The organism is Robertkochia aurantiaca, from assembly GCF_020166495.1.
Classification (GTDB): Bacteria; Bacteroidota; Bacteroidia; order Flavobacteriales; family Flavobacteriaceae; genus Robertkochia; species Robertkochia aurantiaca.
Genome location: NZ_JAINZS010000005.1, coordinates 261,350 through 284,464 on the forward strand (window position 1 = coordinate 261,350; position 23,115 = coordinate 284,464).

At 45.6% G+C, this 23,115-nt stretch carries 27 protein-coding genes; 9 read left to right on the top strand and 18 right to left on the bottom strand.

From position 1 onward, the window contains the following. Window positions 1–143 precede the first annotated feature (143 nt). The 3 genes from K7R10_RS09830 to K7R10_RS09840 all read left to right on the top strand — a co-directional run bounded on the left by K7R10_RS09830 (window position 144) and on the right by K7R10_RS09840 (window position 5,261). On the top strand, window positions 144–1,349 hold the full coding sequence (locus K7R10_RS09830; RefSeq protein ID WP_224484535.1) for a sensor histidine kinase: 1,206 nt from the start codon (window positions 144–146) through the stop codon (window positions 1,347–1,349). A 50-nt stretch (window positions 1,350–1,399) separates the two neighbouring features. Further along, window positions 1,400–2,665: a sterol desaturase family protein gene (locus K7R10_RS09835; RefSeq protein ID WP_224484536.1), complete on the top strand. Its 1,266-nt coding sequence runs from the start codon at window positions 1,400–1,402 to the stop codon at window positions 2,663–2,665. Between the two features lie 76 nt (window positions 2,666–2,741). Next, on the top strand, window positions 2,742–5,261 hold the full coding sequence (locus K7R10_RS09840; protein ID WP_224484537.1) for a M14 family zinc carboxypeptidase: 2,520 nt from the start codon (window positions 2,742–2,744) through the stop codon (window positions 5,259–5,261). 54 nt (window positions 5,262–5,315) lie between these two features. Here the strand turns inward: K7R10_RS09840 and K7R10_RS09845 are convergent, their stop codons facing one another. Both K7R10_RS09845 and K7R10_RS09850 read right to left on the bottom strand, forming a co-directional pair. Beyond that, window positions 5,316–5,702 carry a hypothetical protein gene (locus K7R10_RS09845; RefSeq protein WP_224484538.1) on the bottom strand — a complete coding sequence of 129 codons (387 nt, stop codon included), beginning with the start codon at window positions 5,700–5,702 and terminating at the stop codon, window positions 5,316–5,318. A 1-nt stretch (window position 5,703) separates the two neighbouring features. Further along, window positions 5,704–6,273, bottom strand: a complete 570-nt coding sequence (locus K7R10_RS09850) for an RNA polymerase sigma factor (RefSeq protein ID WP_224484539.1) — start codon at window positions 6,271–6,273, stop codon at window positions 5,704–5,706. 127 nt (window positions 6,274–6,400) lie between these two features. On the opposite strand from K7R10_RS09850, the gene K7R10_RS09855 reads away from it, so the two are divergent. Then, window positions 6,401–6,742, top strand: coding sequence for a DUF6249 domain-containing protein (locus K7R10_RS09855; protein ID WP_224484540.1), 342 nt, complete (start codon window positions 6,401–6,403; stop codon window positions 6,740–6,742). A 151-nt stretch (window positions 6,743–6,893) separates the two neighbouring features. After that, window positions 6,894–7,577 (top strand): peptide-methionine (S)-S-oxide reductase MsrA, encoded by a 684-nt coding sequence (msrA, locus tag K7R10_RS09860; protein WP_224484541.1) that lies wholly within the window; start codon window positions 6,894–6,896, stop codon window positions 7,575–7,577. A 7-nt stretch (window positions 7,578–7,584) separates the two neighbouring features. On the opposite strand, the gene K7R10_RS09865 is transcribed toward msrA, so the two are convergent. Genes K7R10_RS09865 through K7R10_RS09875 form a run of 3 tightly spaced genes read right to left on the bottom strand, consistent with a single transcriptional unit; the run spans window position 7,585 to window position 10,178 of the window. After that, entirely contained in the window at window positions 7,585–9,081 is a 1,497-nt protein-coding gene (locus K7R10_RS09865) for a hypothetical protein (RefSeq protein ID WP_224484542.1), read from the bottom strand. Beyond that, window positions 9,053–9,649: a hypothetical protein gene (locus K7R10_RS09870; RefSeq protein WP_224484543.1), complete on the bottom strand. Its 597-nt coding sequence runs from the start codon at window positions 9,647–9,649 to the stop codon at window positions 9,053–9,055. The genes K7R10_RS09865 and K7R10_RS09870 overlap by 29 nt, the downstream gene beginning before the upstream one ends. Further along, window positions 9,633–10,178 (bottom strand): RNA polymerase sigma factor, encoded by a 546-nt coding sequence (locus tag K7R10_RS09875; protein WP_224484544.1) that lies wholly within the window; start codon window positions 10,176–10,178, stop codon window positions 9,633–9,635. The genes K7R10_RS09870 and K7R10_RS09875 overlap by 17 nt, the downstream gene beginning before the upstream one ends. Window positions 10,179–10,277: 99 nt before the next feature. Here K7R10_RS09875 and K7R10_RS09880 point away from each other — a divergent pair, with 99 nt between their 5' ends. Then, complete coding sequence (locus K7R10_RS09880) at window positions 10,278–11,222, top strand: aldose epimerase family protein (protein WP_224484545.1); 945 nt, start codon at window positions 10,278–10,280, stop codon at window positions 11,220–11,222. 56 nt (window positions 11,223–11,278) lie between these two features. Here the strand turns inward: K7R10_RS09880 and K7R10_RS09885 are convergent, their stop codons facing one another. After that, window positions 11,279–11,701, bottom strand: coding sequence for an organic hydroperoxide resistance protein (locus tag K7R10_RS09885; protein ID WP_224484546.1), 423 nt, complete (start codon window positions 11,699–11,701; stop codon window positions 11,279–11,281). An 89-nt stretch (window positions 11,702–11,790) separates the two neighbouring features. On the opposite strand from K7R10_RS09885, the gene meaB reads away from it, so the two are divergent. Further along, complete coding sequence (gene meaB / locus K7R10_RS09890) at window positions 11,791–12,897, top strand: methylmalonyl Co-A mutase-associated GTPase MeaB (RefSeq protein ID WP_224484547.1); 1,107 nt, start codon at window positions 11,791–11,793, stop codon at window positions 12,895–12,897. Here the strand turns inward: meaB and K7R10_RS09895 are convergent. The 11 genes from K7R10_RS09895 to ruvX form a co-directional block, all read right to left on the bottom strand. Continuing rightward, the gene (locus tag K7R10_RS09895; RefSeq protein WP_224484548.1) at window positions 12,873–13,454 is read right to left on the bottom strand and encodes a phosphatase PAP2 family protein; all 582 of its coding nucleotides are present in this window, start codon (window positions 13,452–13,454) and stop codon (window positions 12,873–12,875) included. The genes meaB and K7R10_RS09895 overlap by 25 nt on opposite strands. A gap of 9 nt (window positions 13,455–13,463) precedes the next feature. Further along, complete coding sequence (locus tag K7R10_RS09900) at window positions 13,464–13,691, bottom strand: DUF8828 family protein (RefSeq protein ID WP_224484549.1); 228 nt, start codon at window positions 13,689–13,691, stop codon at window positions 13,464–13,466. A gap of 26 nt (window positions 13,692–13,717) precedes the next feature. After that, window positions 13,718–15,097, bottom strand: coding sequence for an MATE family efflux transporter (locus K7R10_RS09905; protein WP_224484550.1), 1,380 nt, complete (start codon window positions 15,095–15,097; stop codon window positions 13,718–13,720). A gap of 35 nt (window positions 15,098–15,132) precedes the next feature. Beyond that, window positions 15,133–15,909, bottom strand: coding sequence for a nucleoside triphosphate pyrophosphohydrolase (mazG, locus tag K7R10_RS09910; RefSeq protein ID WP_224484551.1), 777 nt, complete (start codon window positions 15,907–15,909; stop codon window positions 15,133–15,135). A 4-nt stretch (window positions 15,910–15,913) separates the two neighbouring features. Further along, on the bottom strand, window positions 15,914–16,969 hold the full coding sequence (locus tag K7R10_RS09915; RefSeq protein ID WP_224484552.1) for an ATP-grasp domain-containing protein: 1,056 nt from the start codon (window positions 16,967–16,969) through the stop codon (window positions 15,914–15,916). A 12-nt stretch (window positions 16,970–16,981) separates the two neighbouring features. Next, a complete protein-coding gene (locus K7R10_RS09920; protein ID WP_224484553.1) occupies window positions 16,982–17,653 on the bottom strand; it encodes an NRDE family protein in 672 nt (223 codons plus the stop codon). Further along, a complete protein-coding gene (locus K7R10_RS09925; protein ID WP_224484554.1) occupies window positions 17,641–18,147 on the bottom strand; it encodes a DinB family protein in 507 nt (168 codons plus the stop codon). Before K7R10_RS09925 ends, K7R10_RS09920 begins: the two co-directional genes overlap by 13 nt. A 117-nt stretch (window positions 18,148–18,264) precedes the next feature. Further along, the gene (locus tag K7R10_RS09930; protein WP_224484555.1) at window positions 18,265–18,714 is read right to left on the bottom strand and encodes a DUF5606 family protein; all 450 of its coding nucleotides are present in this window, start codon (window positions 18,712–18,714) and stop codon (window positions 18,265–18,267) included. A gap of 55 nt (window positions 18,715–18,769) precedes the next feature. Further along, window positions 18,770–19,360: a peptide deformylase gene (gene def / locus K7R10_RS09935; RefSeq protein ID WP_224484556.1), complete on the bottom strand. Its 591-nt coding sequence runs from the start codon at window positions 19,358–19,360 to the stop codon at window positions 18,770–18,772. Between the two features lie 90 nt (window positions 19,361–19,450). After that, the gene (locus K7R10_RS09940; protein ID WP_224484557.1) at window positions 19,451–19,732 is read right to left on the bottom strand and encodes a T9SS type A sorting domain-containing protein; all 282 of its coding nucleotides are present in this window, start codon (window positions 19,730–19,732) and stop codon (window positions 19,451–19,453) included. 274 nt (window positions 19,733–20,006) lie between these two features. Beyond that, the gene (gene ruvX, locus K7R10_RS09945) at window positions 20,007–20,420 is read right to left on the bottom strand and encodes a Holliday junction resolvase RuvX (RefSeq protein ID WP_224484558.1); all 414 of its coding nucleotides are present in this window, start codon (window positions 20,418–20,420) and stop codon (window positions 20,007–20,009) included. Between the two features lie 100 nt (window positions 20,421–20,520). Here ruvX and K7R10_RS09950 point away from each other — a divergent pair, with 100 nt between their 5' ends. Both K7R10_RS09950 and K7R10_RS09955 read left to right on the top strand, forming a co-directional pair. Then, entirely contained in the window at window positions 20,521–21,336 is an 816-nt protein-coding gene (locus K7R10_RS09950) for a 2,3,4,5-tetrahydropyridine-2,6-dicarboxylate N-succinyltransferase (protein ID WP_224484559.1), read from the top strand. A 55-nt stretch (window positions 21,337–21,391) separates the two neighbouring features. Next, window positions 21,392–22,156, top strand: a complete 765-nt coding sequence (locus K7R10_RS09955) for a glycosyltransferase family 2 protein (protein WP_224484560.1) — start codon at window positions 21,392–21,394, stop codon at window positions 22,154–22,156. 9 nt (window positions 22,157–22,165) lie between these two features. Here K7R10_RS09955 and K7R10_RS09960 read toward each other — a convergent pair whose 3' ends face one another. After that, complete coding sequence (locus K7R10_RS09960) at window positions 22,166–23,107, bottom strand: NAD-dependent epimerase/dehydratase family protein (RefSeq protein ID WP_224484561.1); 942 nt, start codon at window positions 23,105–23,107, stop codon at window positions 22,166–22,168. Window positions 23,108–23,115 lie beyond the last annotated feature (8 nt).

Genomic DNA, 23,115 nt, shown 5'->3' on the forward strand with positions numbered 1-23,115 from the left:
TAAAATAAATATATTTATCACCAGATGCCGGCCACGTGAACAACGCAAAACAGGGAGCCCCATCCTGATCGCAGGCATCCGAACTTAGCCATAGGAAAACATGATTCGAAGATAAACGATCCCTAAACGACCAAAGCGAACCTATGGAAATGAATTCGAGGAACAGTAAGACTACCCTGATTCTCAGGGCTAATTACTTTTCTGCCATTTTAATGCTGATCCTCGCACCTGTATGCTATTACCTTCTTGATTTTCAGGCTGTAATACCCGTTTGTTTTTCTCTTTACGGCATTGTGATACTGGTCAATACCCTGTTCTTCTACCGTCACCGGAACCTGACAATGACATATATAATCACAACCGTGAGTGCATTGATCGGCTCGCTGGTGGTTACCCTTTACAGCGGCGGTATCAACAGTCCGTTCATATTTGTACTGGCCCTGATCGTTTTCGCCGGCTATATGGCCACAAGAGCCTATGGGGTCATTCATTTTTACCTTATCACGCTTCTTATCATCCTGACATACCTGCTCACCTTTTTTGACATACATTTTGAAAATGCGGTACCCGAAAGATACCGAAGCATTTTCAGCCTGATCAGCATACTGTTCTCAGTATACATTTTAGGCGGAATTTTCGGGAAGGTTATGCTGGGCAGCTATCATAACCTGTACGAATCCAAGAAAGAGCTGGAAAAACAAAGCCTTCAGAAAGAAGTACTGCTGAAAGAGATACACCACAGGGTAAAAAACAACCTACAGACCGTTTCAAGCCTGCTCAGCCTGCAATCAAGAGGTACTGAGCACGGCGATGCCCGTAACATTCTTCAAAATTCGAAAAACCGGGTCATATCTATGGCCATGATCCATGAAATGCTGTATGCTTATGACGATATTTCCAGGATACATTACGGTGATTATGTCACCCAGCTGGCCGAATACCTGGTGCGATCCTACAAAGGCTATCAGCACAACATCAACCTCAGGATCGAGATCCCCGATGTACGGCTGAACATCGATACTGCCATTCCCCTCGGACTGCTGATCAACGAGTTTATAACAAACACCCTCAAACATGGGTTTGAAGAAGAACAAGCCGGGGAGATCTGTATTTGCCTGGACAAACTGGATAACGGGGCATATCTCCTTGAACTGACAGATGACGGTAAAGGTTTTGATCGCGAAAATCTGAATGTGTCACGCAGATCGCTCGGGCTGAAACTTATCGACAGCCTGGTGCGGCAGCTGAACGGGAAGATCTCTTACCCAGAAAAGGAACGAGGGGTCACCTACCAGATTGTTTTTACCGAAACCAGATCTCAAACAAAGCAGGCAGGAGAGACTTTCTAATTAGCCGATGATGTAGTACATTTGAGAGGCATCAATCCAACAAAACAGAAATGGAAACCTATGCGACCGCTTTATTATATGCCATTCCTTTTTTTATAGGCTTGGTATTACTGGAGATCCTGTACGGGCATTTTGTAAAGAATCAGACCCACACCGTTATGGATACTGTGTCGAGTCTGAGTTCAGGCCTTACCAATATTATTAAGGATTCCCTCGGACTGGCAGTGGTGTTGATATCCTATCCTTTCATGGTCGACCACCTGGCTGTTTTCGATATCCCATCGACCTGGGCGGTCTATGCCATAGGTTTTGTTGCGATCGATTTCGCCGGATACTGGAATCACCGCTTAAGCCATAAGGTCAATATTTTCTGGAACCAGCATGTGATACATCACAGCAGTGAAGAATTCAATCTTGCTTGTGCCCTGCGTCAATCCATCTCGAATGTGATCGGTTACTTTCCCCTGTTACTGCTGCCGGCAGCGATTTTAGGCGTGCCCGCAAAAGTGATCGCCATCCTGGCACCGATACAGCTGTTTTTACAGTTCTGGTACCATACCCGGCATATCGGTAAAATGGGTTGGCTGGAGTATATCATCGTAACCCCATCACAGCACCGGGTGCACCACGCCATCAACCCGGAATATATCGACAAGAACCTGGGGCAGATCTTTTGTGTATGGGACCGAATGTTCGGCACCTTTCAGGAGGAACTGGAGGAAGTTCCCCCTGTTTACGGGGTATTAAAACCGGCGGCCACCTGGAATCCCGTTATCATAAATTTCCAGCACTTCTGGAGACTTACACAGGATGCATGGCGTACCCGCAATTGGTTCGATAAATTGCGTATCTGGTTCATGCCCACAGGGTGGAGACCTGAAGACGTCAAAGAAAAATACCCTCTCACCACCATCAGCGATGTATACCGTTTTGACAAATACGATCCGGAAGTCAGTAATGGCCTAAAAAGCTATGCTATCTTTCAGTTACTGAGCAACACCGCCCTGATGCTGTTCATGTTCTACAACTATACCGGGATCGGCTTCGAAGGCTTATTGCTTTTCGGCCTGTTTGTTTTCACCGGTATTTTCGGATATTCAAGTCTGATGGACGGGAAACGATTCGCTCCTTATATCGAGATGATACGATCGGTCGCAGCCCTGCTTTACCTGGGCTACACGGGAAGTTGGTTCGGTATTGAAAACCACCTTCCTGCAGGAAATACGATCGTAGTCATGTATTTTGTTATCACCATGCTTGGCACGGTATATTTCGGATTCCTTGAACAAAAGGATCGATTTGGCACCCTGGCCTGAATTCACTTTTGATCAGAATTTTTTCTCTCCCTGCGTTTTGGTTATCTTGTAAGACAAAACATACCTGCTCAACTATATGAAAAAAATAATTATTGCATTCCTGCTGTGTTTCCTTGGCGAGACCGGCATGGCACAGGATTACTTTCTTGAAAAATACCAACCCTTTGATGAAAATATTCCATCACCGGAAGCTTTCCTGGGATATGGTATTGGTGAACAGCACACCCGCCATGATATGATCGTGGCCTATCTCAGGCTGTTGGCTGAACGATCAGACCGCGCTGAGATCGAAGAATACGGTAAAACCTATGAGGGCCGTCCCCTGTTGATCTTACGGGTAAGCAGCCCACAGAACCTGAATCGAATTGATGCACTTAGGGACACCCATTTGCAAATCAAAAATGGAGAAGCATCCCCTTCCGCTGAACAACCGGTATTTATCAATCTTGGATACAACGTACACGGGAATGAACCATCGAGTTCAGAGGCAGCGCTTCTGGCCGCCTACACCCTGGTAGCCTCGGAAAACAGTTCTGTGGCTAATTACAGGGAGCATGCGGTCGTATTCATCGATCCGACCATCAATCCCGACGGAAGAGACAGACACACCCACTGGGCAAACAGTTTCAAAGGAGATCCGCTGGTAGATGACCCTCAGGATATCGAACATAACGAAGCCTGGCCAGGTGGACGCACCAATCACTATTGGTTTGACCTGAACCGTGACTGGTTACTGGCAGTTCACCCCGAAAGCCGTGGAAAACTCAATTGGTACCACCACTGGTATCCCAACGTGGTGACAGATTTCCATGAGATGGGAACAGAAAGCACCTATTTCTTCGAGCCCATGAAAGCCATCGGTTCGAAAGACCCGATTATGCCGGCTGAAAATTATGAAGACCTGAACGAATTATTCGGCACTTATTTTGCCTCTTCCCTCGATTCGATCGGTTCGCTGTATTTTACCGGAGAGGTATTCGATGGCACCTACCCGGGGTATGGTTCTTCGTATCCTGACCTTCAGGGTGGTTTAGGACTGCTTTTTGAACAGGCCAGCTCACGGGGTCATCTTCAAAAAACCGAAATGGGTGAGATCAGTTTTCCTTTTACGATCAGAAACCAGTTTGTATCGAGCATGACAACAGTGAAAGCCTCAGTTGAAAACCGGGAATACCTCCAGGATTACCTGAGGAGGTTCTTCGATTCTGCCATCGAAAATGCCCGGAAAAGCGACATTAATGCCTACCGCTTTACCGTTGATAACGACCGAAACAGACTCAAGGCGTTTCTCGATAAGCTGCTGATTCATCGCATTGATGTATATCGGGAAGATGATGGTTCATACCTCGTTCCCACAGCTCAGGAACAGTACCGCATGGTACAGACAGTTTTCGAAACCTACGATGAATACCGTGATAGTGTATATTACGATGCTTCTGCCTGGTCTTTAGCCAACTTCTATAATGTGAATTATAAACCGGTAAGCGGTCGCATCAGACCTGAAAACAAAATCACCGAAGAAGATATTATGATCGAAAGCCCGCAGGTACAACCTGCCTCCTATGCTTATCTGGGTGACTGGCGGGACTACAACGGGGCTGCTTTTCTGCATTATCTGCAGGAAAAAAAGGTGCGTGTTCAGGCGGCTTTCAAACCGTTCACCACCGCAGTAAATGGTGAAACCACCACTTTTCCGGCCGGCACCCTGGTGGTTCCCGTTAGCAAACAGGATATGAGCGAAGATGCGCTTTATGATGTTATCAAGTCGGGGGTGGAACGTTTCGGAGTCCCGGTTTCATCAGTTGGCACCGGGTATCACCAGGGCGCAGGCATCGACCTGGGTAGCCGTTACGTTGAAACCATCAAACCACCCAAACCTTTTATGCTGGTAGGTGAAGGTGTGAGGTCGTATGAGGCCGGTGAGGTCTGGCACCTGCTCGACCAAAGGGTGCACATGCCGATCACCAAAATCCCGATGAGAGATTTCTCCCGGTCGGAAATCGAAAAATATAATACCATGGTCATGGTATCCGGACGTTATAACAACCTTGACAGCACGGATCGCAACCGGATAAAAAACTGGGTATCTGAAGGGAATACGCTCATTGCCATCGGCGATGCGGTATCCTGGCTTATCGAAAATGATATGATCAAAGAAGAACTTATCGAAGAGGAAAAAGATACGGTTATACCCGTAAGAAAGCCGTATATCGATGCTCCGGAGTATCTGGGCCGTGAGGAAGTCGGAGGAGCTATTTTCGAAGTGAACCTCGACCTCACCCATCCTGTTGCATTTGGATATACAGAGCCGGAACTGCCGGTATACAAGAACAACTCAGTATGGTTAGCCCCCAGTAAGAATGCCTTTTCAACCATCGCTAAGTATACCGATGACCCGCATATCGACGGATATATTACAGAAAAGAATCTGAACAACTACCTGAAGCCTGCCGCTTCTGTGGTAGCCAGTAAACTCGGCAGCGGCCGGGTACTATTATTTGCAGACAACCCGAATTTCAGAGGGGCGTGGTACGGCACCAATAAAATGTTCTTCAATGCTTTATTCTTTGGTTCCCAGGTAAGAATCCCGGACTGATTTTGAATACACATTATACAAAAAAAGGCCCTTTGCAGGGCCTTTTTTTTTTGATCAGTTATTATAGAATCTTTGATCGATCTTCCTTTTCAGAAAGACGATCTGTATCACAGCCATTACGACAAAAACAGCAGTACCATATACCGCCAACGGTGAAAACTCGCCCCAGCTCCAGGATAATTCCCATGGAAAGAGATCAACCGGAAGACCGGTGAGCCCCATGGGGTTCGCGATCGCAAGCACCCCTAAAAAAAGCAGGATAAGCGCCGTCGTAAGCCATGCCCACTTCGGGATCAGGGCACGATATTTTATACTGGCAGCCTGGCGCTGAATCGCAGCCATTATATTCATTTTCAAAGCCGGTGAAGGCGTTTCAAGGCCTGTATCCTTAACTGCTTTCCTGATGAAACTATCCAGTTTCTTTTCTTCCTGATTATTCATATTACACCGCTAAATTATGGGACTGTCCCTTTAATAATTCATATAACTTCTTCCGGCAACGAAAAAGTTTTACTTTCACATTGTCCATACTGATATCAAGTATCAGGGCGATCTCCTTAATAGACTCCTCTTCAAAATAGTATAGCATCAGTAAGGTTTGTTCTTCTTCCGGAAGTTTTGATATAGCCTCAAGTACCAACTGCTTTTGTTCTTTTTTGGTCAGAAGATCATAGGCATCTTCCACTTTATCCGCCCGTATCTGTGATTCCTTAACGTCGTCAAAACTCTCAGCATACCTGCGTTTTTGACTTTTTATACGATCAAGGGCCTTATGATAAACGATGCGATACAGCCAGGTTGAGAACTTGGAATCACCCCTGAAGGTGTTCAGTACCTCATAACTCTTTATAAACGCTTCCTGTACCACATCTTCGGCATCGGCCGGATCTTTCATAATACGAACGGCCAGGGTATAGGCCATTTGCTGGTATTTCTCCACCAACTCCCCGAAGGCGCGGGTATCACCCGCCAGCACCTTCGATATCAATAGCTGTTCGTTTTGGTTAGTCATTCCCTGGTATGACGACCCTATCAGGTATCTGGTTACAAGCTTCCTCAGAAAAAAAATCAGTTTTTTTGTAACCGTCATTCGATCCCTGCCGTCATACTTGTGAAATTAATCAATAAAACACTTTCTTATGGGATCTGAAGTAATCATTCTTCCAGTAATTTTCGGAGTTATCTTCGGAGTATTCTACCTGTTCATCTCTTCACGGCATAAAGAACGCCTGGCACTGATCGAAAAAGGTACCGACGCATCTATTTTTTACAGCAACGATCGCAAGACCTCTCCGGTATGGAAGGTTCTGGTATTGAATCTTTCCATGATACTCGTAGGTATCGGACTGGGAATATTTATAGCAGGAATTCTGCACTATACCCTGGGTGTCAACGACGAGATCGCTTATCCGGGTACGATCTTTACCCTTGCGGGAATCGGCCTGTTCGCAGGATTCAAGATGTCGCAGAAGCTCGATTGATCAAAAAACGAAACGTACTAAAAAAACCTGCCCCTCATCAAGGCAGGTTTTTTTTGTTTTCTTTAAGTCTTTCTGAGGTACAGATTCCTTATCTTCATAGGTGTTTGTAAGGAAAGTAAATTCCTTCAGACAGAAAGAAAAAATCCATCCTATGAAAAATATATCACTGATACTTTTGACGGTAGGTCTGTTAAGCTTTTCTTCCTGCAAGTCTAAGACCGATAAGAAACAAAATGAGCCGGCTCCAAAGGAAACGGCTGAAGCCTGGACACCGAACACTCAGGATTTGTCAGAGTATGAGACGGCTTACTTCGCCAGCGGATGCTTCTGGTGTGTGGAAGCTATCTTTGAAAGTGTTAAAGGTGTGAAAGAAGCTGTTTCAGGCTATGCGGGAGGCAAGGAAAAGAATCCCACCTATGAAGAAGTAAGCTATGGTCGCACCTCTCATGCTGAAGCCGTTAAAGTGTACTACGACCCTCAGGAGGTGTCGTTCGCTACCCTTGTCAGGGTGTTCTTTGGTTCTCATGACCCTACAACCCTGAACCGCCAAGGTCCTGATAAAGGAGCCCAGTACCGGTCTATCGCCTTTTATCAGAACGAGCAGGAGCGGGACATTATTCTTGATTATATGGAACAACTGGAGGAGAAGAATATCTTCTCAGATCCAATCGTCACCGAAGTAAAACCACTGCAAAAATTTTGGAAAGCTGAAGACTATCACCAGGATTATGAACGGCGAAATCCGAATAACAGTTATATAAGAAATGTGTCTGTACCCCGTTTGAACCGGTTTAAGGAATTGTATCCGGAACTACTGAAGGAAGACGCCCACTGATCGGGTATCACTGCACATTGACCTCGCTTAGTTCAGCCATCAGGTTGATGGAGCGGGTACTGTTTTTTTGCTTGTTATAACCTTTGGCCAGTTTGCTGTTATACCGGTCTGACACATCGAGTACCAGGTAAGACGGCAGCTTCACTTCAGAATCGGAAGCCGTACAGTAAAAATCAAAGGCCACATCATCAGGCAGGTCGATACGTGCATCTGAATTGTCAAGAGAGATATCTACCGACCGGAAGTTCTTTCCCAGGTCGTTGATGACCAGGTCACCAAAACTACCTTCGATAATGGCATCACCGGTAATAGTACCGATGATGACATTTGAAGATTTTGATGTGAGTTTCACACTTTGCACCTCGGTAAGATTGATCTTCTTCCCGTAGTTAACCATCAGTCTCCCCTTGTTCCAGGATCCGACAGTAACCGGTGAATAGTTTGCCCTTATTACAGAGCCCTCCCCGTCTATACGGGAAGCAATGAGACTCGTATAGGAAAGGTCAGCATCGATCTGTTCAAATTGTTCGGCCAGCTTGACCTCACCGTGGCGAACATTCATATTGAGCTTAGCTCCCTTAGGCGCTTTGATCCTTATGGTTCTCTTGATCCTGAGGTTCTCTTTCCCTTTTTCACCCTTGATAAAGAATATCCGGGTGTTCCCGTCTGTGCTGTCACGCTTTACAATATATTTGGTTCTGAGCTTCTGCACTTCTGCCCTGGCCTCTTCCATGGCTTTACGCTGCTCTTCACGCATTTTTTGTTGTTCTTCACGTAATTTTTGTTGCTCCTCAATAATGATCTCACGCTCTTCCTGCATTCTTTCCCGATCTTCTTCATGCAGCTTAAACAATTCTTCCTGCGCCTTCATCTGCTCTTCATAGCGCTTTTTCCATTCTTCCATATTCTTCTGGAAATCTTCGTCAAAATTTTCTTTGAACTTCTCCTTCCATTCTTTCATGTACGCTTCTCCGTCTTTTTTATAGGCTTCATAATCGAAGGTAAGCTCTCCGAAGTCGAAGGCGATGGGAGGCATGGGTGGCGCCGGCATGACTGCGATCTCAGGCATGGGTGGCATGGGTGGCAGCTCCGGAATTGCGATCTCCATATCCATGTCTTCAAATACGAAATTGTAATCTCCATTCTTTTCCCCGTGTATATAGACATTGGGAGCACCATACCAGCTCATAGGACTATTTGCATTGATGGTCACCTTTCCGCTGTTACCCGTGGCAGAAAAGTTCCATTTCTCGAATACATCTTTTGCCTTTTCCTCAGAAACATTCTCCACCGTGATGGTAGCTTCCACCACCACCTCATCCCGGTTCCATGTTTCGAGCACTATATCGGTATAGGCTGTATTGATATCTATACTGACATCTTCATTCACCTTAAACCGCTCAGAATAATTCTTGCTCTTCTTTTCCTGGGCCATACCGTAAAATACAACCGCCAGTAAAAGAAATACAGCGATTTTAGATCGTTTGTTGACTAAACTGTTCATTTTTTGATGTTTTGAATTCGTTCATTTTTTCTTTTAATCGATATAACAATTGTAACCGCATCTGCAGATTTTCGATCAGAGCATTGATGGTCTGGTCATTCGGACCGATATCATTCAATTCCTGAGTAAGTCGCTCATACTCATCATTGAGTTCGGTGAGCCGGTTCATATACCCATCAAGAAGCTTCCTGGTGTCTGCGTTCACTTCGATCTGAGACAGTTCCATATTGATGCTGGCAACATAATAGTTTTCGATCTTATTCAGATCGGGTGACAGATCACCCAGGGTGATACGCGTTTCTTTCAAAGGTGCTGCTTCCTGGTCATTACCGACCACCTGCTGCTGCCCTCCTGATGAACGATATCCCGCCTGGTAGATCAGAAAACCAGCTCCAAATATGACCACAAGAATGGCAGCCACTTTTAAAAACATGAACAAGGAGGAGCGGTTGCGATCAGGAAACGCCTGTTCCAATCTGGATTCAAATTCTTCCCTGTGCCCTTCGGGCATGGTAAAACGCTCTTTGTGATCTTCGTCTTTAAACAGGTCTCTAAGGTCTTGTGCCATTACGTTTATTCTTTAAAAGTTCTTTAAGCTTCATGCGTCCACGCATTAACTGCGTTCTTGATGAGACATTGGTAATGTTCAATATCTCTGAGATCTCGTCGTGGTCATAGCCTTCGATCAGGTATAGCATAACCACATACCGGTATTTTTCAGGTAAATCGGCTATAGCCTGTTTCACCTCTTCCAGACTGATATCGCTTTCGACATTCCAATCGTCGGTTTCGTCAGCTACCTGCAGATAGCCCTCATCAAGCGATATCAGATATTGTTTCCTGCTTTTCAGATGATCGATGCATTTATTGATCACGATCCGTTTAAGCCACGCCCCGAAAGTCACCTCAGCCCGGTACTGATGGATCTTCTGGAAAGCCTTTATAAAAGCTTCCTGGGTGGCATCTTTGGCATCATCTGCGTTTTCCATGAATCGCATGGCCACGCAGAACATACCATCGCAGTACTGATCATAAAGCTGCATCTGCGCCCTGCGATCGTTATCTTTGCATTTTTCGATCAGATCAACCTGAAACATGCCGGTTCTTTTGGTGATTACAATTGTTATTCATTATAAAGACGTCTGCTTTTTGACAGCGTTGCAAAAATTATTTATAATTTCAGAAAAACTTCTTTATTGAACACAATATACCTAGAAAACGAGCAGCTTGCGATAGAAACACTCGACTATGGCGCCACCCTTACCAGGCTATGGGTGCCTGATTCAGATGGCAAAAGGGTCAATGTGGTTATCGGAATGAAATATCCGGAAGGATACCGCAGAAATATCTATTACACCGGTGCCACCTGCGGAAGGGTTGCCGGCCGACTGGACGCCAAAGGTTTTAATCTGAATAACGAAAGGTTCACCTTTGATACCAAAGCCTCAGCGGTGCTTCATGGAGGAAAAGAAGGATTTTCCTTTAAAACCTGGGAAATCATTGATCGGTCAAAGACCCGCGTGACCTATGCCCTGATCAGCGAGCATATGGATGAAGGTTTTCCGGGAAGACTGGAAACAACGGTTACCTACGAACTACAGGGTTCAGACCTGGTCATCACTTACGAGGCACAAACCGACCGCCCTACCCTTGTCAACCTCACCAACCATAGCTATTTCAACCTGAATGGTGGGGGCAGTATCCTGGATCATGAACTGCAGCTTCACGCTTCCCACTTCCTGGAAAAAGATAAGTCAATGCTGGCCACAGGTGAATTAGTACCCGTGGCTGATACACCCTTTGATTTCAGCAAAAACAGGGTTATCAGAACGAAGGAAGATTTTAATGGTATCGATGATTTTCTGTTGCTGGTGCCAGACCGGCAGGCCGCCGCTGTATTAAAATCTCAAAGAACCGGGATCAGGATGGAGGTACACACAGACCAGCCCGGAATAGTTATTTTCACCCCTCAAAACATGCAGGGGTATGATTTTGAAAACCCTAACCTGGCAAACATGCCGGCTATCTGTTTTGAAACCCAGGTTCACCCCAACGCTCCTGCTTATGACCACTTTCCCGATATCAGCTTGCAACCCGGACAGGTTTACCGGCAGGCAACCCGGTTCAGGTTCAGCCATTAAGACATAAAAAAAGCCCGGAGCAGTAACTCCGGGCTTTTTTAAATTTTATGGTTTATTTATACCAGAAGATTTAAAGTGACATCTATATTGTCACGGGTAGCTCGCGAATACGGGCAAAGCTCGTGAGCAGCGTTTACGATCTCCTCTCCGGTTTCAGTATCAACTCCGGGCAGGTAGACATCGAGAACTGCATTGAGCAGAAATCCATCTGCATCAGGGTGTTCGCCTATGCCGATAGTTGCTTTCACCTCAAAATCACCGATATCAACCTTTTTCTTTTTAGCCACAGCTTCGACTGCACTGCCGAAACAGGCTGAATAACCCGCTGCAAAAAGCTGTTCCGGGTTGGTATGTTCACCTCCTTTACCGCCAAGTGCCTTGGGTAATTCGAGGTTGAAGTCCAATAATCCGTCTTCGCTTTTCACATGTCCGCCACGTCCACCGGTTGTGGTTGCGACTGCCTTATAGAGTGTCTTCATAATTTATTATTTAGAGTTTACAGTAAGATAGCTTATATCGGGGTGATAACAATGATTGAATTATTAAATTTGTTTTAAAATTCACACTATTGCGATCTGAAAACAGCAACAGCGCGGAGAATAAAAAGGGACAGCAGGCCAAAGGTGAGCATCAGAATCCCGGTGCGGTTAAACGCATACGCGAATTGAGGAAAAGAATACCCTCTGCCGAAGAACTCACCCGAAAGATCACGGAGGGTGACACCATTGCGCTGAGCCAGGCCATTACTCTGATCGAAAGTACCCGGCAACAACACCGGGAAATCGCAGCCAGGATTGTCTCCTCATGCCTGCCATATGCCAACAGGTCGGTACGCCTGGGGATCACAGGGGTGCCCGGTGTGGGAAAAAGTACCTTTATCGAATCTTTTGGAAGTTTTCTGACCGGAAAAGACAGGAAGGTAGCCGTACTTGCGGTAGATCCCAGCAGCAGCGTATCACACGGAAGTATTTTGGGAGATAAGACCCGCATGGAAGAACTGGTCAAAGATCCCAATGCTTTCATCAGGCCCTCACCGGCTGGAAGTTCGCTGGGGGGAGTAGCCCGAAAGACACGTGAGACCATCATTCTTTGCGAAGCATGTGGTTTTGACACCGTGATCGTGGAAACGGTCGGGGTTGGTCAAAGTGAAACCGCGGTTCATGGAATGGTTGATTTCTTTCTCCTGTTAAAACTCTCAGGCGCTGGTGACGAGCTTCAGGGGATCAAAAGAGGCATTATGGAGATGGCAGACGGAATCGTGATCAATAAGGCAGATGGTGACAACAAAAAAAAGGCGGCTCAGGCCAAAACAGAATTCCAGCGGGCACTGCATCTCTATCCGCCTAAGGCCAGTAACTGGGCACCGGAAGTACGCACCGCTTCAGCCTTAAATAATGAAGGGATCGCGGATATTTGGGAAATGATCTCAAGATACCTGGAACTGGTTCAAGGGAACGGGTACTTCACAGCCAATCGCAAATCACAGAACAGGCAATGGTTACTGCAAACCATAGATGAACAATTAAAGAGTTCGTTTTATGAACATCCGAACATAAAGGAAGATCTTAAGGAGAAACTGGAAGCGGTCGAAAACAACGAAACCAGTCCGTTTATGGCTGCCAGGGAACTTTTAGATAAGTACCGGAAACATCAGGATACCTCTTCAGATATCTGAAAACGAACTGAAATCAACCTAAATAGTCGGTAAAACAGCCACCCCAGTAACATTCCTATACTCATCCCGGTAATTACATCCAGGGGAAAGTGAACACCTATATAGATGCGACTGTAAGCCACGATCAATGCCCACACCAGCAATAAACCCGGTAACCAGGCTGCCGATCTTCTCAAAAGCAGTGAAAAGAAGGTTGCAACAGCAAATGAATTGGCGGCATGGGCCGAAAAATATCCGTACATGCCTCCGCAATAGGACTTGACCAATCTCATCTGAGCTTCCAGGGCAATATCATGACAAGGCCGCAGGCGCTCCACGCCATATTTAAACAGATTGGCCAGCTGGTCGGTGGCTGTGATCAGCAATGCCACCAGAATAAGCATCACCAGCAGACGCTTTTTCCCAAGTTCTTTTACCGAAAGCAGCAGTAAAAGCGCATAAAGAGGGATTGAACTCCACTTATTGGTCATAAACAGCCAGAAACCATCCCAGGTCTCATTGCCCATGGAGTTCAAAAAGATAAATAGTTCGCGGTCAAGTTCGATAAGCTGTTCCATAGCCCGGTATTATTCCTGGTAACGATCGACTTCCCTGTCGTAGAACGATGTGGCGGCTTCGATCAGTGATTCTGCTTCAGAACTAAGCTCTCTTTCGTCTTCAGGACTGAAATCTTCCAGCCATTCGACCTCATCGGTCGAAAGGTCGATAATAAAACGGGGGTATTCGGTATGAACGATATATACGGCGTCCGGGAAGTCGGTATTATCGCCTAGTAAAAACTTAGGTAATTCCATTTTGTACTGTTTTCTGATTCGGCCTGTTATGCCTTCGTGGCCGTGATCATACGTTTGGTTAATAAATTAAATCTAAAATACAAAAACAAAGCGGCAGTTGTCAGGCCCAGTAAAAGTCCGATCCAGATGCCCATATTACTTAATTCGGTATGTAGTCCCAGGTACCAGGAAACAGGAAAACCAATAATCCAGTAGGCGACGAATGTAATGAGGGTTGGTACCTTCACGTCCTGCAACCCTCTGAGCGCCCCCAGAAAAACTACCTGGAACCCATCGGATATTTGGAAAAAGGCAGCCACCAGTAACAGCTGGCTGGCTATGGTGATCACCTCGGTATTATCGGCCATGTTGAGCAGATCGTGCTGATCGAGATACAATGTTGGCAGCCAGTGCCTGAATACAACGAATAAAACGGCAAAAAGCACTTCCAGGAGAAATGTCAGCATAAAAACCGATATAGCGATACGCCGCAATTCGGTAAAATTCTGCAATCCCTTTTGATTACCTACCCTGACCATGGCGGCCACACTAAGACCGACCCCGACCATATAGGTCATGCTGGAAAGGTTCAGGGCTATCTGATTGGCCGCCTGCGGATTTTTACCTAGTACTCCGCTCAACCATACCGCCGCGGTGAAAATAGCTACCTCGAAGAACATTTGCAAAGCCGAGGGAAAGCCGAGTTTCAGCATCTTTCTGACCTCCTTTTTTTCTATCAGGTGAAACCTGATGCCAAAGAGATAATCCTGTGTTCCCCTCCGCTTCTTCAGCAATAACCAGAGAAAAAGAACCATAATGGCCCTGGAAACGAAAGTTCCTATGGCAGCACCGATGATCCCCATTTCAGGGAACCCCCATTTCCCGAATATGAGCACATAATTGAGTAAGATATTGATCACATTGGCCAATACCGTGGCGTACATAGGGTACTTTGTTTGTGAAAGCCCGTCTGAGAACTGCTTTAAAGCCTGAAACATTACAAGAGGTATCAGCGAGAAAGCGACAATATCAAGATATGGCAATGCCAGGGTGACCACCTCTTCGGGCTGATCCATGGCATACATCAGGGGTTTTGCCAGCAGAATGACCAGAAAAAGCAAGACGGCAAGAATAGTACTGAGCACCATCCCGTGTTTAAGGGCCGAGCGCCCGTCGGCAATATTACCAGCTCCTTCTGCTTCCGCCACCAGCGGGGTGATGGCTGTCGAAAAACCTATTCCGAGCGACATAGCGATAAAAACAAAGCTATTCCCAAGCGATACCGCTGCGAGCTCTGCCGTACCCAGCTGACCAACCATCACATTATCTGCAAATGCGACGAAGGTATGGCCAAGCATACCTAAAATAACAGGGTAGGCCAGTTTAAAGTTATAAGCGAATTCGCGGGTGTACTGTCTGAGATACATGGGTTTTCTTTAAAGGCTGGCAAAGATAAGCCATGCTATGGGATTAGCTTTGCTTCCTCCCAAAAAACATCCATTTCTTTAAGGCTCATCTCCTTTAATGATTTTCCCTGTTCAGCCGCCTTTTGCTCCAGGTAGAGAAAACGCTTGATGAATTTCTTATTGGTGCGTTCCAACGCATTTTCAGGATTGATATTCAGAAAACGGGCATAATTGATCATAGAGAATAATACATCGCCGAACTCTGCCTCTATCTTATCGGGATCGCCTTTTTCAACTTCTTCCCGAAACTCATTCAATTCTTCATTCAGTTTATCCCAAACCTGTGATGGTTCTTCCCAGTCAAAACCCACACCCGCGACTTTATCCTGAATACGGCTGGCCTTCACCAGGGCAGGAAGACTTTTAGGAACTCCTTCCAGAACGCTTTTCTTCCCTTCTTTGAGCTTCAGGTTTTCCCAGTTCCTCTTTACCTCTTCTTCATCTTTCACCGTTACGTCGCCATATATATGAGGGTGTCTGTCGACCAGCTTATCGCAAATAGCTTCGGCTACATCTCCTATATCAAAAGCACCCTTTTCACTTCCGATCCTGGAATAGAATACGATATGCAACAGCACATCTCCCAATTCCTTTTTGATCTCATCCAGGTCATTGTCCAGTATGGCGTCTCCCAGTTCATACACCTCCTCTATGGTGAGATGCCTGAGTGATTGCAGGGTCTGCTTTCTGTCCCACGGACATTGCTCCCTCAGCTCTTCCATAATGGTCAGTAAGCGGTCAAGTGATTTCAATTGTGCTTCTCTGCTGTTCATAGCTTTATGATTTATGGTTGAAAGCGATGCTTTTATACTTACGGTATTGCAAATAACGGTCTTTTGCTTCAGAATATACAGGAAAACGAACCCCTTTCTCCCGATGAGCCATCGCAATTTCGAAGGCTTTTCTCCAGGTGAAAAGCATATCTTTCCATGCCTGAAAAACTCCGGTTTCGGGGTCATAAACATGGGTGGGCTCCGCGCCGATACCGTTGAGCTCTAATATCTTGATATTATCGCCTGAACGCAGGTGATCGATCGATGGCACCTTGATATCAAAGCGACCATACCAGAAGCCCTCTATCTGATCGCTGATCTGGTCGAATCGGGCACACAACTTATCATCGATCAGGTCATGACCATTTACGAACTTACAGCCTCTGTTATGGTTACCGATAGTCTCCAGGAGAATACGCTCCCCCTTTTGAGGGACCTGCTGCCATCGGTCTCCCAGCTCATCTTTTAATCTTCTCCATTGCAAACAGGCTCGGGGATCATTTCTTATAATGAAAGACAGGGTATCTTTTCCATTCCCGGTGACAGTCAGAAATTCTTTCAGAGTCAGCGATAGTATATTCCCGTTTCGATGCCCCGGGATACGAGCATAGAATACCCCTACCTCTAGCTTATGGTTTACGAATTCCTGCAACAACAGGTCGATCTTCTGATCTTTCAACAGATCTTCCAGTTGGGGTTCCGTTCTCACAAAATGTACGCCCAGCCCCCTAAACCCGATATCAGGTTTGAGAATAAGCGGAAAAGCAAGTCCTCTGCGCTTTATTTCCTGCAGTACATTCGAACAAGCTTCTCCTTTTCTGATCAGGATGGTTTCGGGTACCTGGTGAGAGGGAAGTCTGCCGTATATCTTTAACTTAGAGTCACTGAGGAGAAAACCGCGCTCAAAGCCCGGGTTGACCTGCAGGAACCAGAAAAGACTCCCTGCCCGGATCGATAACCAGAAGTGTTGCACTATCACGGGGAGATACAGTACCCAGGAAGGCCAGTGTTCTCTTGAGGTAGCCTTTATATACCATGATTTCAGATCTGTACTGTACAAGATTTCTTTCTGTTAAAGGCTCATTCGTTCCGGAATGTTTTGGTAGTAATGTAAAGACAGTTCCCTTCCGTCATGAATAACCTGTGTGATACTCACGGTTTTCACAAAACCCAGATCAAGAATGAAGTTATTGACCTGGTTCAGACCATGCAGATCGAGAACAGTTTCTGCAGTGATATCTTCAGATTCAAGGAACCGCTCAAAACGACTCAGTTTCTTCTGGTGTTCGGCAGAGGAATAAAGCGTAGCTGACGACCACAAATGAGGCCTGTTCTTATCCAGAAAAATGTGATGCCGGTTTTCCCCATCCCAAACCAATACCTGTAAGAGTTCATCAAGGAGAATCAGCGTAAAGGGCTCAACGCCCTGAAGTTCCACCTCTTGTATAAAGCTTACAAAATCTTCATGAGAAAGAGCATCGGTCAGTATCAACCCGCGACTTCGCCGGTAAGGCGGATCGTGTTTATGGAACTCAAAGCCTCCGTTGAGCAGACAAACCAGGCGACCCCGGTCGTCTTTGGCGATCCAGCTACCCATCTTTTCACCGTCAACCGGACCATAGAAGGAATGACCGTTGTCTAATTTTCTGTATCGGGGTTCGAGCGTTTTCCGCCCTGGCGCTTCATCTCGGTTGGAGGTAAAGATATAACCGTTCCCTACAGGAATATAACTTACTGTGCACATGAATTTCTGTTTCTGATAGTTGATACCGCCACCCCAAATTCTTCTGGAAGCGTGAACCCGTTTGTCATTTCCCGAATCCCTATTCTGATAAGTGCCTCATGATGCACCAGGTGTTCCAGATTATAGAGTAACTCTCTGTTAAAGGTAGTCGATACAGTCTCGGTGTTATCATCACCATTTGACAGATTCATCGAGAGCATCAATGGTCCTGAAAAATCGGTTGCTTTCAGCTCCCCTATCAATTGCCTGATACGATCCCGGCACAGAGCAGGGTTCAGCTCCAGCTCAGGTTCCCGGCTTCGACTGTCGTAATTTACCGAGCCGTTTCCGATACCCTTTATAAGACATTGGTAGAACTCGATCACGTGTCTCAAGTGCATCCCTATGCTGGCATTGCTTAGCACCTCGTGTCTCTGTTTAAAGTCTTCAGCTTTGATCGTTTCCAACAACCCAATGAGTTGTTCAAGCTTAGCGATGGTGGTTTGTTTTATCATTAGAGAGATTATTCTTAGGTGTTCGCCGACCAACTCCACTCATACCGATTAAAGATAAACAAAAAAGCCTTCCCCGTTTCCGGGAAGGCTTTTGATAAAATTATCGGTAAATAATATTTAAGACTCTTTTTCCTCTTCTTGAGAAGCTTTTTCCTCCGAAGCCTTTTCTTCTGAAGTATCTTCGAAATCGGTTATACCCTTATCTACAAGAATATTATACCACTGAATTACTTTCTTGATATCACTGGCATAAACCCTGTCTTCATCATAATCGGGCAGTACTTCAAAAAAATACTCCTCCAGTTTGATCTTGGACTCCTTATGTGAAACAGACGTTTTCTCACCATTTTCCTTCTCCTTGATCTTTGCAAAGACCTCCTTCAGGGGAACCTCTTCGGTAAGCGTGTAGATCGCAATCTCTGAAAGAAGGCTCACATTATTCCTGAGCCCAACAGTCATTCGTTTCCCGTCTGCAAGGGATTCAGCTACAAATCCCGTTCTGGTTTGGGCTACCAGGTTATATAAGCCGGGCTTTCCTGAAATAGCCAAAATTTTATCAAACTCCATATGCTTCTTTTTTAGGTCGACAAATATCTATGCTTTGATGCGATTATCAAAAGGATTACCTTCCTTTTTTGGCAAGGGGAAAGCGCATTTTGTAATCCACTTTGATCTTACCTTTCGAGATATTGGCAAGCTTGCCTTTAAGCAATCTCTTTTTCAGGCTCGAAAGCTTGTCGGTGAAAAGCACCCCTTCAATATGATCGTATTCGTGTTGAATGACCCTGGCCGCGAGCCCTTCGTAGGTCTCTTCATGATGATTGAATTCCCGGTCGTAATACGAGATGGTGATCTTTGGCTTACGACGCACATCTTCCCGAATATCAGGAATACTCAGGCAGCCTTCGTTAAAAGACCATTCATCACCCTCTTCCTTTGTGATCTTCGGGTTGATAAAAACCTGTTTGAATTCTGACAATTGCTCACGATCTTTCTCATCGAGGTCTTCGTCTTCAGAAAAAGGAGAGGCATCAACGATGAAGAGTCGTATCGGTAAACCGATCTGCGGAGCTGCCAGTCCTACACCATAAGCATTATACATGGTATCGAACATATTGTCGATCAGGGTTTGCAGGTCTTTGTAAGACGCTTCTATCTCTTCTCCTTTGACTCTTAAAACAGGATCGCCGTAGGCAACAATAGGTAAAATCATGAACTCAACACATTTATTCCACAAAGGCGCAAAAATACGAACTTAATCCTAATAGGATCAAGATTTCTTTGTGAATATCAGGCTGATTTCTTAGCGAATTATAACCTTTTTGGTGATCTGAATACTGTCTGATTTGACATTCAGAATGTAGACACCGGCACCCAGGTCAGAGACGTTCATGGTCATACTGTTTTTCTCTGTGGAAAGGCGTTTGACCATTTTTCCTGTGATGTCATAAAAAGCGATTTCCTTTTTACCCGTTCCCGAAAGTGCGATGTTTAAGTTGTCTTTACGGTTAACAGGATTGGGATAAACCTTTACAAGGTCGCTGCTACCCTGAGTCGGGTTTTGAAGCAACAGGCGGTATTCCATAGACCACAGCGGTAGGTTCGCTGAATCAATAACATGATTTTTATCCCCTTCGCCAGGCAATAACCTTACAGGATCTCCGTTAAAAGAGAAGCTTAGCTGAAAGAAGATAAAACATAAAAAAAGAGTAGTTTTTTGATTCATTCATTGGCATTAAAAGGTTAAACATTTGATTTGGGGTAAATCATTAAATGACTAATAGTCAATATACAAAGTTAAAAATTTTTCAATACCGGCGTGATTTTTACTGAAAATTAATACAATTTTCACGATATCTTTATGGATTTGCTTCCATATATGACTGTAAAATAAGAGTAGCGCTCACCTGATCCAACAAGGCTTTGTCTCTCCTTTTCTTTTTTTTCACTCCTCCGTCGATCATCGATTGAAAGGCCATTTTTGAGGTGAATCGCTCATCGTACCTGACCACTTTCAGGTCAGGAAAGCGAGCTTTCAGTTTGTCCAGGAATTTCCTGATCTTCTCCTCCACCTCTGATTCCTGGTTATTCATTCGTTTGGGCGCTCCCACAACCACGGTGTCTACTTTTTCCTTCAACAAATATCCTTCCAGAAAATCCAGTAATTCAGCGGTAGGCTTCGTCGTCAGAGCTGAGGCGATCAGCTGCATTTCATCGGTCACCGCGATTCCGGTTCGTTTTTCCCCATAATCAATACCCATCAATCGTGCCATATGATAAATTTTAACAAAAATACGGCTTATTCTGTTACAGCTGTAAAACCACTCTGCAGGTTATTCTTTAGCATGTATCTTTGCGGGAAAATCAACACTGATGGAAGAAATTCGAAATATCATTGAGAATGCCTGGGACAACCGGGAGCTGTTAAAAAGCAAAACCACTATAGATACGATCAGAAAGGTAATCGACCTGCTTGACACAGGTGAATTACGGGTTGCCACCCCTACCGGTAACGGTTGGCAGGTAAACGAATGGGTAAAGAAGGCGGTAGTGCTTTATTTTCCTATTCAAAAGATGGAAACCCTTGAGGCAGGCCCGCTGGAATTTCATGACAAGATACCTCTGAAAAGAGGATACGCAGAAAAAGGTATCAGGGTAGTACCCCATGCGGTGGCAAGGCACGGAGCCTTCATTTCCAAGGGCACCATTCTTATGCCCAGTTATGTCAATATAGGTGCATATGTGGATGAAGGTACCATGGTCGACACCTGGGCTACCGTTGGAAGTTGCGCCCAGATCGGCAAGAACGTTCACCTGAGCGGAGGCGTGGGTATAGGTGGGGTTCTGGAACCACTGCAGGCTGCACCCGTCATTATCGAAGACAATGCTTTTCTCGGGTCACGTTCTATAGTAGTTGAAGGAGTTAAAGTTGAAAAAGAAGCTGTACTGGGTGCCAATGTGGTGCTGACCGCTTCTACCAAAATCATAGATGTCACCGGTAGCGAAGCAACTGAGTACAAGGGCAGGGTCCCCGCCCGGTCGGTTGTCATCCCCGGTAGTTACACCAAGCGATTTCCCGCCGGTGAATATCAGGTGCCTTGTGCCCTGATCATAGGCAAACGCAAAGAGAGCACCAACAAAAAAACATCGCTTAATGAGGCGCTCAGAGAATACGATGTAGCGGTATAAACAGATGGTCAGGTGAACGGCTTTCATTATATTTGCAAACCTAAATCCTGACCTTTTGAACACAAATCCTGTCCTTAGCGCAGTGATCATCACCTTCAATGAGATCGATCACATCAAGGAATGCATAGCAAGTATCGATTTTGCTGACGAGATCATCGCAGTAGATTCATACAGTTCAGACGGTACCTGGGAGTGGCTGAAGAGCCACCCCCAAATTACCGCCGTACAACACCCCTTTCGAAATTTTACCGAACAAAAGAATTTTGCTCTCGCCCAAGCTACAGGAAAATGGGTTTATTTTCTCGATGCCGATGAAAGAGTGACCCCTGCCTTAAAAGAAGAGATCTCTGAGGTCATCGCTCTCACCGATAGCCATGATGCCTACTGGAATTACCGTAGTTTTATGTTTCAAAACAAGAGACTGTACTTCAGCGGTTGGCAGACCGATAAAGTCTATCGTTTGTTCAAAAGGGAAAAATGTCGTTTTACCGACAAACGCATCGTGCATGAGACTCTCGAAGTGAACGGTACAGAGGGCTACCTGAAAGAAAAATTGATCCATTACTCTTACAAGGATTTCGATGACTACAGGTCTAAAATGCTGCATTACGGAAGACTGAAGGCGGTTGAGGCTCACAGGCAGGGTAAGTCATGGACCATATTTCACCAGTATCTGAGACCCACCTGGAAATTTTTCAATCATTTCTTTTTGCGAATGGGATTTCTGGATGGCAGCAAAGGCGCTACCATCTCTTACCTGAATGCACTTGGTGTTTTTGAAAGATACCGGGAATTGAAGAAGCTAAAGAAACGTCAGTAAGGAACCGGTTCACAGGAACTTCTGTCGGTACCACTCGACCTGATTACGAAGACCTTCCTCAAAGTCTGTTTCAGGCTCATAATCCAGTAGTTTCCTGGCTTTATCGATCACAGCGGTTGTTCGCAGCTGGTCGCCCGGTCTCGGTGTGGTTTCCTTGATTTTTGCTTTCTTACCTATGATCTTTTCGATCATGGCGATTCCTTCTCCGGTAGTAAATTCCTCATCTGAACCTATGTTGATGATCTCACCATTGACCTGGCCTTCACGACCGGGGATGGCAGCCATTCCTTTGACTATATCTCCTACATAGGTGAAGCTCCTGCTGTGCTTTTCACTTCCCTTGAAAAGGGGAAATTCCTCATCCTTGTAGATCGCTTCTATCAGTTTGGTATAAAGTTTTTCCGGTCTTTCACGGGGGCCATATACCGAATACAGACGCAAAGAGCAAACCGGCAGCTTACCCACCCGCTGCTCTCCCAGAGCGAGCTGTTCAGCCGCCAGTTTGGTAGTCCCGTAAAACGAAATGGGTGTGGGAACCGCGGTTTCAGGCAGAGTGGCCTCTTTCCCGTAAATAGATGATGTTGCAATATTGACAAACATTTTCAGCTTGGGATTAAAATCCCTTGCCCAGCTGAGCAGGTTCTGGGTGGCGTAAATATTGTTCCTCACATATTGCTCCAGAGAAGTCGTGGCCGAAATACCCGGCTGGGCAGCGAAATGATAGATATAATCGAATTCTGCAGGGGTTCTTGAACCAAGATCATCCAACAGGTCGCATTCGATGAACTGAACCCCTGATGCCTGAATGTCATCGCGGTTGAGTTTCTTCAGTTCCGGACTGTAATATCCTGAAAAATTATCAAGGCCATATACTTCATGGCCCTGTTGCGCAAAATATTCTGCCGTATGCGAACCGATGAATCCGGCCGCCCCTGTGATGAGGATTTTCATATACTGCT